The organism is Micromonospora globosa (assembly GCF_000717585.1).
GTDB classification, from domain to species: Bacteria; Actinomycetota; Actinomycetes; order Mycobacteriales; family Micromonosporaceae; genus Micromonospora; species Micromonospora aurantiaca.
On the sequence record NZ_JNZR01000023.1, the window covers coordinates 1 to 13,560 of the forward strand.

13 protein-coding genes are annotated in these 13,560 nt (G+C 72.4%); 5 read left to right on the forward strand and 8 right to left on the reverse strand.

Annotated features, from left to right (window positions below; genetic code table 11):
* Window positions 1-31 precede the first annotated feature (31 nt).
* Window positions 32-1,789 carry a cytochrome c oxidase subunit I gene (gene ctaD / locus IF06_RS0120610; protein ID WP_013284349.1) on the reverse strand — a complete coding sequence of 586 codons (1,758 nt, stop codon included), beginning with the start codon at window positions 1,787-1,789 and terminating at the stop codon, window positions 32-34.
* A gap of 127 nt (window positions 1,790-1,916) precedes the next feature.
* Window positions 1,917-3,023 (reverse strand): FAD-dependent monooxygenase, encoded by a 1,107-nt coding sequence (locus IF06_RS0120615; protein ID WP_030272913.1) that lies wholly within the window; start codon window positions 3,021-3,023, stop codon window positions 1,917-1,919.
* 329 nt (window positions 3,024-3,352) lie between these two features.
* On the opposite strand from IF06_RS0120615, the gene IF06_RS0120620 reads away from it, so the two are divergent.
* The gene (locus IF06_RS0120620) at window positions 3,353-4,501 is read left to right on the forward strand and encodes a GH12 family glycosyl hydrolase domain-containing protein (protein WP_013284347.1); all 1,149 of its coding nucleotides are present in this window, start codon (window positions 3,353-3,355) and stop codon (window positions 4,499-4,501) included.
* A 61-nt stretch (window positions 4,502-4,562) separates the two neighbouring features.
* Here the strand turns inward: IF06_RS0120620 and IF06_RS0120625 are convergent, their stop codons facing one another.
* Complete coding sequence (locus tag IF06_RS0120625) at window positions 4,563-5,345, reverse strand: aldo/keto reductase (RefSeq protein ID WP_013284346.1); 783 nt, start codon at window positions 5,343-5,345, stop codon at window positions 4,563-4,565.
* Between the two features lie 78 nt (window positions 5,346-5,423).
* On the opposite strand from IF06_RS0120625, the gene IF06_RS0120630 reads away from it, so the two are divergent.
* Window positions 5,424-6,458, forward strand: coding sequence for a DNA polymerase ligase N-terminal domain-containing protein (locus IF06_RS0120630; RefSeq protein WP_030272916.1), 1,035 nt, complete (start codon window positions 5,424-5,426; stop codon window positions 6,456-6,458).
* An 8-nt stretch (window positions 6,459-6,466) separates the two neighbouring features.
* Window positions 6,467-7,648 (forward strand): threonine synthase, encoded by a 1,182-nt coding sequence (locus IF06_RS0120635; protein ID WP_030272918.1) that lies wholly within the window; start codon window positions 6,467-6,469, stop codon window positions 7,646-7,648.
* Between the two features lie 48 nt (window positions 7,649-7,696).
* Here IF06_RS0120635 and IF06_RS0120640 read toward each other — a convergent pair whose 3' ends face one another.
* Window positions 7,697-8,089: a cupin domain-containing protein gene (locus IF06_RS0120640; RefSeq protein WP_013284343.1), complete on the reverse strand. Its 393-nt coding sequence runs from the start codon at window positions 8,087-8,089 to the stop codon at window positions 7,697-7,699.
* A 249-nt stretch (window positions 8,090-8,338) separates the two neighbouring features.
* Window positions 8,339-8,743, reverse strand: coding sequence for a hypothetical protein (locus tag IF06_RS0120645; protein ID WP_013284342.1), 405 nt, complete (start codon window positions 8,741-8,743; stop codon window positions 8,339-8,341).
* 279 nt (window positions 8,744-9,022) lie between these two features.
* On the opposite strand from IF06_RS0120645, the gene IF06_RS0120650 reads away from it, so the two are divergent.
* On the forward strand, window positions 9,023-10,039 hold the full coding sequence (locus IF06_RS0120650) for a beta family protein (RefSeq protein ID WP_030272920.1): 1,017 nt from the start codon (window positions 9,023-9,025) through the stop codon (window positions 10,037-10,039).
* Between the two features lie 2 nt (window positions 10,040-10,041).
* On the opposite strand, the gene IF06_RS0120655 is transcribed toward IF06_RS0120650, so the two are convergent.
* Window positions 10,042-10,323 carry an iron-sulfur cluster biosynthesis family protein gene (locus tag IF06_RS0120655; RefSeq protein WP_013284340.1) on the reverse strand — a complete coding sequence of 94 codons (282 nt, stop codon included), beginning with the start codon at window positions 10,321-10,323 and terminating at the stop codon, window positions 10,042-10,044.
* Window positions 10,324-10,639: 316 nt separating this feature from the next.
* On the opposite strand from IF06_RS0120655, the gene dacB reads away from it, so the two are divergent.
* On the forward strand, window positions 10,640-12,223 hold the full coding sequence (gene dacB, locus IF06_RS0120660; protein WP_030272922.1) for a D-alanyl-D-alanine carboxypeptidase/D-alanyl-D-alanine-endopeptidase: 1,584 nt from the start codon (window positions 10,640-10,642) through the stop codon (window positions 12,221-12,223).
* A 22-nt stretch (window positions 12,224-12,245) separates the two neighbouring features.
* Here dacB and IF06_RS0120665 read toward each other — a convergent pair whose 3' ends face one another.
* Both IF06_RS0120665 and IF06_RS0120670 read right to left on the reverse strand, forming a co-directional pair.
* Window positions 12,246-12,557, reverse strand: coding sequence for a hypothetical protein (locus tag IF06_RS0120665; RefSeq protein ID WP_013284338.1), 312 nt, complete (start codon window positions 12,555-12,557; stop codon window positions 12,246-12,248).
* Window positions 12,558-12,644: 87 nt separating this feature from the next.
* Window positions 12,645-13,550: a hypothetical protein gene (locus IF06_RS0120670; protein WP_232236733.1), complete on the reverse strand. Its 906-nt coding sequence runs from the start codon at window positions 13,548-13,550 to the stop codon at window positions 12,645-12,647.
* Window positions 13,551-13,560 lie beyond the last annotated feature (10 nt).

Sequence of the window (13,560 nt, forward strand, 5' to 3'; positions counted from 1 at the left end):
GGGGTGCGGCGCCCGGCCTTGAACTACTGCGTCAGCGCTGGTCGAGGTTGCCTGCGGTGTCCTCCTGGTAGCTGGCGCCACCGTTGACCTCGCTGGTCAGCGGCTTCGCGCCACCCTCGGGCGGACCGGCCAGGCTCTGCCCGGCGGCCAGCTCGGGGAACTTCGCGTCGAACGCCGGCCGCTCGGAGCGGATGCGCGGCATCCGGTCGAAGTTGCGCAGCGGCGGCGGGGAGCTGGTGGCCCACTCGAGCGAGTTGCCGTGGCCCCACGGGTCGTCGACCTCGACGACCGGGCCGGTCTTGTACGACTTCCAGCAGTTCCAGATGAACGGCAGCGTCGAGATACCGGTGATGAACGCGCCGATCGTGGAGATCGTGTTCAGCGTGGTGAAGCCGTCGGCGGCCTGGTAGTCGGCGTACCGGCGCGGCATGCCCTCGTTGCCCAGCCAGTGCTGCACCAGGAACGTGGTGTGGAAGCCGATCATGGTGAGCCAGAAGTGAATCTTGCCGAGCCGCTCGTCGAGCATCCGGCCGAACATCTTCGGGAACCAGAAGTAGATGCCGGCGAACACCGCGAACACGATGGTGCCGAAGAGCACGTAGTGGAAGTGCGCCACCACGAAGTACGAGTCGTGCAGGTGGAAGTCGAGCGGCGGGCTGGCCAGCAGCACACCGGTGAGACCACCGAAGAGGAACGTCACCAGGAAGCCGATCGAGAACAGCATCGGCGTCTCGAAGGTGATCTGGCCCCGCCACATGGTGCCGATCCAGTTGAAGAACTTCATACCGGTGGGCACGGCGATCAGGTAGCTCAGGAAGCTGAAGAACGGCAGCAGCACCTGGCCGGTGGCGAACATGTGGTGCGCCCAGACGCTCATCGACAGGGCGGCGATGGCGATGGTGGCGGCCACCAGGCCCTTGTAGCCGAAGATCGGCTTCCGGGAGAACACCGGGATGATCTCGCTGATGATGCCGAAGAACGGCAGCGCGATGATGTACACCTCGGGGTGACCGAAGAACCAGAACAGGTGCTGCCACAGCATCGGCCCGCCGGTCGCCGGGTCGTACACGTGGGCGCCCATCAGGCGGTCCGCGGCGAGCGCGAACAGCGCGGCGGCCAGCAGCGGGAAGACCAGGATCGCCAGCAGGCTGGTGACCAGCATGTTCCAGGTGAAGATCGGCATCCGGAACATGGTCATGCCGGGCGCGCGCAGGGTCAGGATCGTGGTGATCAGGTTGACCGCGCCGAGGATCGTGCCCAGACCGGAGATGGCCAGACCGACGACCCACATGTTCGCGCCCACGCCCGGGGCGTGGTCGGCGGTGCTCAGCGGCGTGTACGCGGTCCAGCCGAAGTCGGCCGCGCCGCCCGGGGCGATGAAGCCCGCGGTGGCGAGCGTGCCACCGAACAGGTACAGCCAGTAGGCGAAGGCGTTGAGCCGGGGGAACGACACGTCCGGCGCGCCGATCTGCAGCGGCACCACGTAGTTCGCGAAGGCGAACACGATCGGCGTCGCGAAGAACAGCAGCATGATCGTGCCGTGCATCGTGAAGAGCTGGTTGTACTGCTCGGGCGACAGGAACTGCAGGCCCGGTCGCGCGAGTTCGGCGCGCATGATCAGGGCCATCAGGCCACCGATCATGAAGAACACGAACGCGGTGACCATGTACATGATCCCGATCTGCTTCGCGTCCGTGGTGCGCAGCAGCCGCGCGATGGCCGACCCCTTGACCGGCTCCCGGACCGGCCAGGGCCGGGTCACGACCGGCTTGGGTGCGACGGTGGTCACGAGTGGCCTCCGGTTCTGGTTGTCCCGCTCGGCGCGCTGGTCATCGGCGCAGCCGTCATCCGTAGGGAGGATAGTCCCCGGTAGGTGGCCTCGCCGCGTGGGGTGGGCGGCTACGATCTCCCGCCTTTCAGAGCGGGCCGGTCAGGAGCCGGTAGTGCTCCCGGAAGATCCGGCCGCCGCGTCCGCGCAGCAACGGGTCGCGCAGCGCCGGCGGCACGTCGCGGGTGCGGTTGCGGTCCCGGGTCCGGTCCCGCACCCAGCGGGTACGCGGCCGGCGACGACTCTCGTACGCGAGCAGCGCGGCCTCGACGCTGCCGGCGGCCCGCAGCGACTCGGCGAGCACGACGGCGTCCTCCAGCGCCATCGCGGCGCCCTGGGACAGCGTCGGCGCGGTGGCGTGAGCGGCATCACCGACGAGCAGCACCCGGCCGTGGAACCAGCGTCCCAGCTCGACCTCCTCGGTGCGTTCCACTGACACGGTCTCCAGCGCGGCCAGCACCTCGGGCACCGGGCCGCCGTACGAGCCGAACAGCTCGTGCAGGCGGGCGAGCGGGTCGGCGGGCAGTTCGGTGCCGGCCTCGTCGGCGTAGCAGTAGAGCCGTCCGGCGCCGAGCGGCACGACCAGGAACCCGGCCCGCTGGCCGAGCAGGGCGGTCCAGTCCGCGATCCGGGGGCCGCCGCGCACCAGGGCGCGGTAGACCACCTGCCCGGCGGGGCGTGGTGGTCCGCCGAGCGCGGCGAGCGTCCGTACCGCCGAGCGGGGCCCGTCCGCGCCGACGACCAGGTCGTACTCGCCGCTGGTGCCGTCGGTGAAGCCGACGGCGACCCGGCCGGGCAGCAGGTCGACGGTGCTCACCTCGGCACCGTGGCGCACCGCGCCGCCGGCGCCGGTGAGCAGCACCCGGTGCAGTTCGGCCCGGGGCAGCGCCCGGCACTCCCCCACGCCGGCCCAGAGCGCGTCGAGGTCGACCTCGCACAGCGGTGCTCCGGCGGCGTCCAGGAAGCGCTGCCGGTGGATCACCTGACCGAGCGGGCGCAGCGGCCCGTCGAGGTCGAGCCGGCGCATCGCCCGGGCGGCGTTGCCGGGCAGGTAGAGGCCGGAGTCGATCGACTCGGTGGGTGGCAGCCGCTCGGTGACGTCGGGCCGGAACCCCGCCAGGCGCAGCGCCCGGGCCACGGCGAGGCCGGCGATGCCCGCGCCGACGACGAGGATGCGCAGGGGGGAACCACCCATCACGGGGTACGCCTCCGGAGGGGGATCGGAACGCGTTGGAGGCAAGACATTACTCGCCGCAACCAGGCGGCGGAAGTGCCCATGCGCCCTGGCGCGGGCCGCCGGTCGGCGGCACACCCCGTCCCACCGGCAGGAATCCCGCCTCCATCTGGGGGAAGGGGGCGGTCGCGGCTCTCCGCCGTGCCACCGGCCGGACGCGGAGCGTTAACGAGCCCGGCGCAATTGCGCAATGATTTCAGACATGTAAATGTATTCCTTGCATCGTGGGAGCGCTCCCGCCCGTATCACCGACCGAACCGGCGCCGTCCCGCGCCGAGCCAAGGAGCATCATGAAGCGTCCACTCAGGGCCCTCGCGGCAGCCGGACTGCTGGCCGCCGGCACCCTCGTCGCCGTCGCGCTCGGCGGCACCGCCTCCGCCGACACCCAGATCTGCGAGCAGTACGGCTCGACCACCATCGGCGGCAAGTACGTGGTGCAGAACAACCGCTGGGGCACCAGTGCCCAGCAGTGCATCAACGTCACCTCGACCGGCTTCTCGATCACCCGCGCGGACGGCTCCGCGCCGACCAACGGGGCACCGGTCGCGTACCCGTCGATCTTCGTGGGCTGCCACTACACCAACTGCTCGCCCGGCACGAACCTGCCGGTGCAGGTGAAGAACATCAGCAGCGCACCGTCCAGCATCAGCTACAACTACGTCAGCGGCGCGATCTTCAACGCGTCGTACGACATCTGGCTCGACCCGTCGCCCAAGCGCGACGGCGTGAACCAGATGGAGATCATGATCTGGCTCAACCGGCAGGGCTCGATCCAGCCCATCGGCTCGCCGGTCGGCACCGCCAGCATCGCGGGCCGCACCTGGGAGGTCTGGCGCGGCAGCAACGGCTCCAACAACGTCATCTCGTACCTGTCGCCGTCGGCCATCCCCAGCTTCAGCTTCGACGCGATGGCATTCATCAACGACACCCGTAACCGGGGTGCGATCACCAACGACTGGTACCTGACCAGCATCCAGGCCGGCTTCGAGCCGTGGCAGGGCGGCGTCGGGCTCGCGGTGAACTCGTTCTCGCAGAGCGTCAACACCGGCTCGAACCCGCCGCCCACGTCGGCTCCGCCGACCACGTCGGCGCCGACCACGCCCCCGCCGTCGGGCGGCGCGTCGTGCACCGTCACCTACAAGGCGGCGAACGTGTGGAACAACGGCTTCACCGCCGACGTGACGGTCAAGAACACCGGCTCCGGCACGATCAACGGCTGGACCCTGAACTACAACCTGCCCTCCGGGCAGACAGTCACCAACGCGTGGAACGCCACCGTGAGCCAGAGCGGCTCGGCGGTGACCGCCCGCAACGCCGGCTACAACGGCACGCTGGCGCCCGGCGCGTCGACCAGCTTCGGCTACCAGGCGACGCTGAACGGCAGCTACTCCGCGCCGAGCAGCTTCACGCTCAACGGCTCCACCTGCGCCCGCGGCTGACCACCGCACGCGGAAAGGGGCGCGGTCCGCTGCGGACCGCGCCCCTTTCCGCGGGTACGTCTCAGCCGGCGAGCGCGTCGATGTCGCGCATCTCCTCGGCGGTGAGCGAGAACCCGAACACGTCGACGTTGGCACGGATGCGCTCCGGCGTGACCGACTTCGGGATGACCACGATCTCGTGGTCGATGTGCCAGCGCAGCACCACCTGGGCCGGTGACACGTCGTGCGCCTGGGCGATGCGGACCAGCACCGGGTCGGACAGGTCGCTGGCCTTGAACGGGCTGTACCCCTCCAGCGCCACGCCCCGGTCCCGGTGGGCGGCGTGCGTGTGCCTGTCGTACAGCGACGGGCTCCAGCGGATCTGGTTGACCGCCGGCGTCTCCTCGGTGGCCTGGATCAGCTCGTCGATCTGGCCGATCGAGTAGTTGCTCACCCCGACCGTGCGCGCCATGTTCTCGTCCCGCGCGGCGAGCATCTCCCGCCACACCGGGATGCTGTCGCCGGGCGCGGACGGCGGCCAGTGCACCAGCCACAGGTCGACGTAATCGGTGTCCAGGGCGGCCAGGCTGGCCTCGATGGTCTCCCGCTCCCGGCCCACCCGGTCCGGCGGCAGCTTGGTGGTGATGAAGACGTCCTCCCGGCGCAGCCCGCTCTCCTTGACCGCCCGCCCGACCTCCTTCTCGTTGCCGTACATCGTGGCCGTGTCGATGTGGCGGTAGCCGGCGTCCAGCGCGGCGAGCACCGCCTGGCACCCGGCCTCGCCGGTGGCCTGCCACGTGCCGAAGCCGAGCAGCGGGATCCGGACGTCGCCGGCGAGCGGAAGGGTGGGCTGGTCGCTGTCCATGTCCCCCGTTCTACCCCGGTTCGCCGCACACACACCGGCATCCCGGCGCGCACGGCGCGTCTGGGGGAGGATGCGGGGATGGCGGACCGGCTGGAGGAGTACCGGCGGAAACGGGACGCCGCGCGTACCCCGGAACCGGTGCCCGAGCGGGCTCCCGGGCGGAAGCGGTCGGCGCGGCGCGCACCCCGCTTCGTCATCCAGCAGCACCACGCCCGGAGCCTGCACTGGGACCTGCGGCTGGAGCACGACGGCGTGCTGGCCTCCTGGGCCGTGCCGCGCGGCCTGCCCCGCGACCCGGGCCGCAACCACCTGGCCGTGCACACCGAGGACCACCCGATGGAGTACCTGACGTTCCACGGGGAGATCCCCGCCGGGGAGTACGGCGGCGGGCGGATGATCGTGCACGACACCGGCACCTACCGCGCGGAGAAGTGGCGCGACGGCGAGGTGATCGTGGTGCTGGACGGCGAGCGCACGAAGGGCCGGTACGTGCTGTTCGCCACCGGCGGCCGGGGCCGGGACTGGATGATCAGGCGTACCGACCCGGCGCCGGAGGGCTGGACGCCGATGCCCGAGCTGGTCCGCCCGATGCTGCCCGCCGAGGGCGGGCGGCTGCCGCGCGACGCCGCCTCCTGGGGGTACGAGCTGCGCTGGGCGGGCGTGCGCGCGATGGCGTACGTCTCGGGCGGCCGGCTGCGGCTGCTCGACGGCGACGACACGGAGGTCACCGGGGATTACCCGTGGACGCGGGCGATGGCCGAGGCGCTGGCCCCGGCCGAGGCGGTGATCGACGGCGTGCTGGTAAGGATCGACCCGGCCGGCCGGGTCCGTCCGCCGACCCGGCGCGACGGGCAGTTCCTCGCCGTCGACCTGCTCTGGCTGGAGGGCGTGTCCAGCCTCGACGTGCCGTACGCGCAACGCCGTGACCTGCTCGACGGTCTGGCGCTCACCGGTCCGCACTGGCAGACTCCGCCGTGGTTCCCGGGAGTCGGCGCGGACGCCCTACGGGCCGCCCGTGAGCAGGGGCTCCCGGGAGTGGTGGCGAAACGCCTCGACTCCCCGTACGAGCCGGGCCGGCGCAGCCGGCACTGGCTGAGCATCGACGCGAGCTGAGGACCACCGTGCACCTGACGCACCTGGAGTGCCCGCGCTGCGGCAGTGAACACCCGGCCGACGTGTTGCAGAACCTGTGCGGCTGCGGATCGCCGCTGCTGGCCCGCTACGACCTCGCCGCGGTGGCCGCCACGGTCGCCCCGGAGCAGTTCGGGCTGCGCCCGGCCGACCTGTGGCGCTACCGGGAGCTGCTGCCGGTGGCCGATCCCCGCTTCGTCACCACGCTGGGTGAGGGCTGGACGCCGATGTGGCGCGCGCCGGCGTACGGCCACGAGATCGGCATCGCGGACCTGATCGTCAAGGACGAGGGGCTGACCCCGACCGGGTCGTTCAAGGCGCGCGGCGCGTCGGTGGGCGTGAGCCGGGCCCGGGAGCTGGGCGTGAAGCGGATCGCCATGCCCACGAACGGCAACGCCGGCGCGGCCTGGGCCACCTACGCGGCGCGGGCCGGGATGGGCGCGACGATCGCCATGCCGCTGGCCGCGCCGACGATCTGCCGCGAGGAGTGCCTCGCCGCCGGCGCCGACCTGCGGCTGATCGACGGCCTGATCAACGACGCGGGCCGGGACATCGCCGAGCTGATCGCCGGGTCGGACGGGGGGATCTTCGACGCCGGCACGCTGCGCGAGCCGTACCGCCTCGAAGGCAAGAAGACCATGGGGTACGAGATCGTCGAGCAGCTCGGCTGGCAGGTGCCCGACGTGATCGTCTATCCGACCGGCGGTGGCGTCGGGCTGATCGGCATCCACAAGGCGCTGCACGAGCTGCGCGAGCTGGGCTGGGTGGAGGACCGGCTGCCCCGGCTGGTCGCGGTGCAGTCCACCGGGTGCGCGCCGATCGTGCGGGCGTTCGCGGCCGGGGAGGAGCGCGTCACCCCGTGGGAGGACGCGCACACCGTCGCATTCGGCATCACCGTGCCCGCACCGCTCGGCGACGAGCTGATCCTGTCCGCGCTGCGGGACAGCGCCGGCACCGCGATCGCGGTGGACGACGCGGAGATCCTCACCGACCTGCGTGACTTCGCCGCCCGGGAAGGGCTGCTGCTCTGCCCGGAGGGCGCGGCCTGCCTGACCGCCGCCCGGCACCTGCGCGCGGGCGGGTGGATCCGGCCCGGGGAGCGCGTGGTGGTGCTCAACACCGGCGCGGGCCTGAAATACCCCGGCCTGGTGCAAGGAGGGGCCCCTTCTTAACGTCTCCGGTAGAGCAGGGGCCCCCGCTTAACACGTGCGCACCGGGCGTCAGGACGTCGGCGGCTCGTCCTCGCCCGCCTCCTCGGCGGCGTCCGCCTCCTCCTTCGTCTTGTGCACCGCGCCGTCGGCGTGCTCCGGCGGACCGTAGACGGTGTAGAGGACCAGCGGGTTCGGCCCGGTGTTGACGAAGTTGTGCTTCGTGCCGGCCGGCACGACCACCAGGTCGCCGGAGACGACCTCCTTCTTCTCCCCGGCCACCCGCGCCTCGCCGGTGCCGCTGACGAACGTGAGGATCTGGTCGATGCCCTCGTGGACCTCCTCGCCGATCTCGCCGCCCGGCGGAATGGTCATGATGACCAGCTGGGTGTGCTCCCCGGTCCAGAGCACGCGGCGGAAGTCGGGACTCTTCTCGGCGACTGTCGCGATCGTGAAATGCTCCATGGTCCGCTCATACCCCGATCCCACGCCCGCCACGCCGGGAGTCGCAGATGGTGGAATTCCCCACGCCGATCCGGTTTGGATCCCCTGAGAGGGGGCATGTGCTGCCGACAAGACCGGTGCGGGCTGGGCCGGTCGAGCCAGGTCCCCGCCGGCGTACCGCCGTACGGCTGCGGTGGTGGGAGACGGCCGGAGCGCGGCGACGTTACGACCGGAGGTCGTGCGGCGCCGTGCGCTCGTCTGCGCGTCCGGTCAGGCCAGCACGGCCAGGTGGAACGGGCGGTCCGCGTGCCCGCTCGTGCCGTGCGTCTCGACGAACACCGCGTTGGCGATGCCCGAGCGCGGCGCCACGGTGATGACACCCTGCGGGACCAGCCCGTTGGCGGTCGCGGGGCCGACCGTCCCGACGTACGCCGCTCCGGCCACGTCCTGGTCGAACGAGACCTGGTACATCCCGGCGGCGAGCCGGGTGGCCGAGGTGGCGCCGAGGCCGCGGACGAGCCTTCCGTTGGCGTCGACCACGGCGAACAGCATGCGTGCGGTGGCCGGCAACCCGACCGGCGAACACGAGTTGATCTCGGTGTCGGCGCGCGCGGCCTCCCGCATGCTCGGGATCGGCTGGCCGGTGGTTTCCCTCCTAGCTCTACGGCTGGGCATGGTGATCCTCTCTCCCGCCGGTACGCCGGCAGGAGGCGTTCGTACGCGTCCGGGCGATCGTCGGCGGTCCCCCTCGGTGATTCCGACGCTATGTCGGCGAACCGCCCGGCAACCAGCCGGAGGACTGTCCGATCACTGACAGTGGACAGCTCTGAGCTGCGGAAACGTCGGCCTTGCGGTCGATTCGCGACCGGCTCCGCCGACCCCTGCGACGCCCGCTCCGGCACCGGAGCCGATCGGAAACCATGACGCAGCGCAATCGTCTGGCTACATTGAAGTATGGTGCCGCCGCTCCGAGGTCGATCTCCGGTCTACCGCCCGGTGCTGGCCGCACGGCGCGGGGAACTGGAGGCGCTGGCCCGGCTCGACGACGCCTCCGCCGCGCTGCTCGCACCGATCCTCGACGTCCCGGCGGACGCGACGTCCATCGTGGACTCCCTGACCCGGCTGCCCGCCGGGCTGCTGCCCGCCGTCGACGTGTCGGCGCTGCCGGACGCCACGGAACACGACCCGGTCCGCTGGGGCGTACCGCTGGTGCCGGTCATCGGTCTCGCGGACAGTGACCGGCGGCTGGCCGCGCACGGCGCGGCGGCCCGGGTCTGGGCACACCACGCGGTCGTCCGGTTGCGCGTCGGTCCGGACCGGGCCGGGCCGGACGCCGCAACCGCGGCCGCGGAACGGGTGTGGCGGGTGACCGGCCTGCTGCCCGAGCAGTGCGACCTGCTGCTCGATGCCGGGGACGTGTGCTGCCAGGCCGACGTCCGGCTGGCCGAGCCGAGGGTCCGGCGGGCGGCGCAGTGGGCCCGGCGGCACGCCTGGCGCTCGGTGACGGTGGCGGCCGGCGGGATGCCGCCGGCCCTGTCCCGGCTGCCGGTGGACGAACCGGTCCGCCTGGAACGGTACGACTGGTCGCTCTGGCGGCGTCTGGCCGATCTGCGCCTCGGGTACGGCGACTACGGCGTCGGCTGCGCGGTACGCGACGCGGACGAGCCGGGCGACCGGACACCGACGCTGCGCTGGGCAGCCGACGACGCGTGGTGGGTCTACCGCTGGTCGCGGCGGGGTGGGCGGGGCGACGAGCGCTTCGCCGACCTGTGCCGCACACTCACTGCCGCGCCGCACTGGTCTTCGGCCGGGGCCGGCTTCTCGTGGGGCGACCACGAGATCGTCCGGCGGGCCCGGCGGGGCGCCGGCGCGGGCTCACCCGCCAACTGGATCGCGTGGAGCACCTCGCACCACCTGGCGCACGTGCTGGCCGCGCTGGTCCGGCCGGAACCGGACCAGCGCGCCGGCTGAGCTCACTCCTTCTCGGTGAACCCGAACTGGACCACGCCCTCCTCGTCGACCATCGCGTCCACCGACGTGTCGTTGAGCAGCTCGGCCGCGTCCGAGTCGAGGAAGATGCGCGCACCCTCGGTGTCCACCACCTGGTCGCCCTGCACCGGCTGCGGCACCAGCTCGATCGAGAGCGAACCGGCGTCGGTGTCGGCGGCGATGCGCAGCCCGCCGGCGTCGGCGACGTCCTGCTGGGCGGCGAGGTCACGGATCACCAGGACGGCGTTGTCGGTCATGGTCAGCATGGCTGAACTCCTCATGGCTGGATGTCGGGTTTCGCGGGCGACACGGCCCACGCGGTCGGCTCGCGACCCGGAAGCGGGCGAGACACGATCTCGCCGCGCTGGAAGCAGGGCGGTTCCACCGCCCTCACCCCCACCGTGCCCGCTGCCAGGTCATCCGTCAAACGGAACCCGGCGATCGGCCGCTCCCCGGTGAACAGGTGTTTTCCCCGAGCCGTACCGGGAACACCGGGGGTTTGCGGTGACCGCATCGGCGGCCGCAAATAACCTTTCGCGCCGGAGCCTTTCCCGCAGGAAATCTCCGTGGCAGCATCTTCCCATGCATCGTCGCCTATTCCCCCGGGCGCTCGCGGTGCTGGCGCTGGTCGCCACCGCGGCTGCCGCCGGCACCACCACCGCCACCGCCGAAGCGCCCACCCCCGCGCAGACCCGGCTGAACGCCACCATCGACGCCGTCCTCGCCGACAGCCGGCTCAACGGAGCGCAGGCGGGCGTGGTCGTCGTGGACACCGCCACCGGCCGCACGCTCTACGACCGCAACGGCACCCGGCGGCTCATCCCCGCCTCCAACACGAAGCTGCTCACCTCGGCGGCGGCGATGGAACTCCTCGGTCCGGGCCACCGGTTCACCACCGAGGTGAGCGTCGACGGGCCGCGGCGCGCCGGGATGCTCTCCGGCGACCTCTACCTGCGTGGCGGCGGCGACCCCACCATCCTCGCCGCCGACTACGACCGGCTCGCCGAGCAGGTCGCCGCGGCCGGCGTACGCGTGGTCGCGGGCGATCTGATCGCCGACGACACCCGGTACGACAAGGGCCGCCTCGGTCCGGACTGGACCTGGGACGACGAGCCCTACTACTACGCCGCCCAGGTGTCGGCGCTGACAGTGGCCCCGGACACCGACTACGACGCCGGCACCGTGATCGTCCACGCCGCGCCGGGCACCCGGGCCGGCGCCCGGCCGAAGATCACCATGACGCCTGACAACGGCTGGCTGCGGATCGACAACCGGGCCGAGACGGTCGCCGACGGCGAGACCACCATCTCCTTCGAGCGCGAGCACGGCGGCAACACGGTGGTGGTGACCGGCCAGATCGCCGTCGGCCAGGCCGCCGAGAGCGACTGGGTCACCGTGTGGGAACCGACCGGGTACGCCGCCGACGTGTTCCGCTCCGCGCTGCGGCGGCACGGCGTACGGGTGCTCGGCCGGACCGTGCTCGGCACCGCCACCCCCGACACCGCCAAGCCGCTCGCCCGGCACGACTCGATGCCGCTGGCCGACCTGATGGTGCCGTTCCTCAAGCTCTCCAACAACGGTCACGCCGAGGTGCTGACCAAGGAACTGGGCCGGCAGCTCTCCGGATCCGGCACCTGGGCCGCCGGGCTGTCAGCGATCAGCGGGTACGTGGGCGACGCCGGAGTGGACACCGGCACGCTGCGCCAACGCGACGGTTCCGGGCTGTCCCGGCGCAACCTCGTCCCGCCGGCCCAGTTCGTCACGCTGCTCTCGGCGGTCCGCGCCGAACCGTGGTTCGACACCTGGTACGCCGCGCTGCCGGTGGCCGGCAACCCGGACCGGTTCGTGGGCGGAACGCTGCGCAGCCGGATGGGCGGCACGGCAGCAGCGAACAACGTGCACGCCAAGACCGGCAGCCTGACCGGCGCGTCAGCGCTCTCCGGCTACGTCACCGACGCCGACGGGCGGCTGCTCGCCTTCTCGATCGTGCTGAACAACTACCTCACCTCGTCGGTGAAAAGGCTGGAGGACCAGATCGCCATCGCGCTGGCCTCATACACCGAGAAGGAGACGGCGACCGCCCGGCGGACGGTGCCGGCCGCGCCCGAGTCGCCGCGCGTGCCGGAGGGCCGGGAGTGCTCCTGGGTGAAGCCCGCGCTCTGCTGACCGGCCCGTGCCGCCCCGGTGCTCAGGCGCCGGGGCGGTACGGACGCGGGTCGGCCGCGGGATCGCCGCGCTCGACCAGCGCGTCGATCTCGGCCGACGGCAGCCCGCGCAGCGTGAGCACCCGGCGGCCCCACACGTGCAGGCGGCACGGGTGCGGGCTGGCGTCGTTGCGGCAGATGGTCCCGCCCGACCAGGCCCGCGGCGCGTGCACCACCACCGCCCGCACCGCGAACTGGACGTCCTCGACCGTCACGTACGGCGGCATCGGGATCTCGCGCAGCACGTCACAGTCGGTGCGCGGGCGGGCGGGGGCGACGGGGGCAGGGCCGGTCATCGGTCGGGCCTCCACAGAGGATGGTCGGACGGGACAACCGAAACGTACGACGCCCGGCCGGGTACGCGACGGACAAACTGTCCCCGCTCAGCGCAGCGCCACCGCCTGGAGACTGACGTTGCCGCAGTCGCCGAGCGACTCCTCCACCGTCCAGTTCATCAGCAGCTTCGCGCCGCGCGGGGCGCGGAACTTGATCGTGAACTCGGCGGTGAGCGCGGTGTGCGGATCCTCCATCCGCAGCGTGGTCACCGGGCCGCCGCTGGAGACGCGCACGTCGAGGCGGCCGCGGGCCATCCAGAGCCCGGCGTACAGACGCACCGTGCGCTGCTGCCCGTCGGCCGCAACCGCGAGGTTGAACCCGCTGCCCCGGTTGCAGGTGTAGACGCCGGACATGGTGCCGCTCGCCGACGCGACCGGGTTGCCGTCCCGCCAGGCGTACGCCTCGGGGTTGTTGCTGAAGCTCTCCCGCCGCCCCCGGCCGCCCTCGTCGCGGATCTCGCCGGAGCCGCCCCGCTTGCGGACCGTCCGGTCGGCACCGGTGAGCCCCCAGTGGACCCAGTCGGTGGGGCCGGCGGCGGTGAGGTCGACAGTGGCGGGCACCTCTGCGCGGGTGACGGTGACGGTCGGCGGCAGCGCGGGCGTCGGTGACGGCGACGGCGTGGACGGCGACGGGCTCGGCGACGGCGGCCGCTGCCGGGGACGCAGCCCCGGGTTGACCACCGAGTCGCCGGCCTCGTTCGGCAGCCCGACCCGGCCGGGCGGCGCCACCGGCACTCCGGCGTGCTCCTCGCGTGGCGTGTCGTGCCGTTCGACGCCGAGGTAGACGGCCAGCGCCGCCAGGCAGAGGACCGCGGCCAGCCCTTCCAGCATCAGCCGCCGCCGGCGGCGCAGCCGGCGCAGCGCGGACCGGGTACGCGGAAGGCCGTGCCGGTGCGAGCCGGGGCCGGTACGCGGACGGTCCTCCTGGCCCACCACACCCTCCACTTCGGTCACGACACCGCCG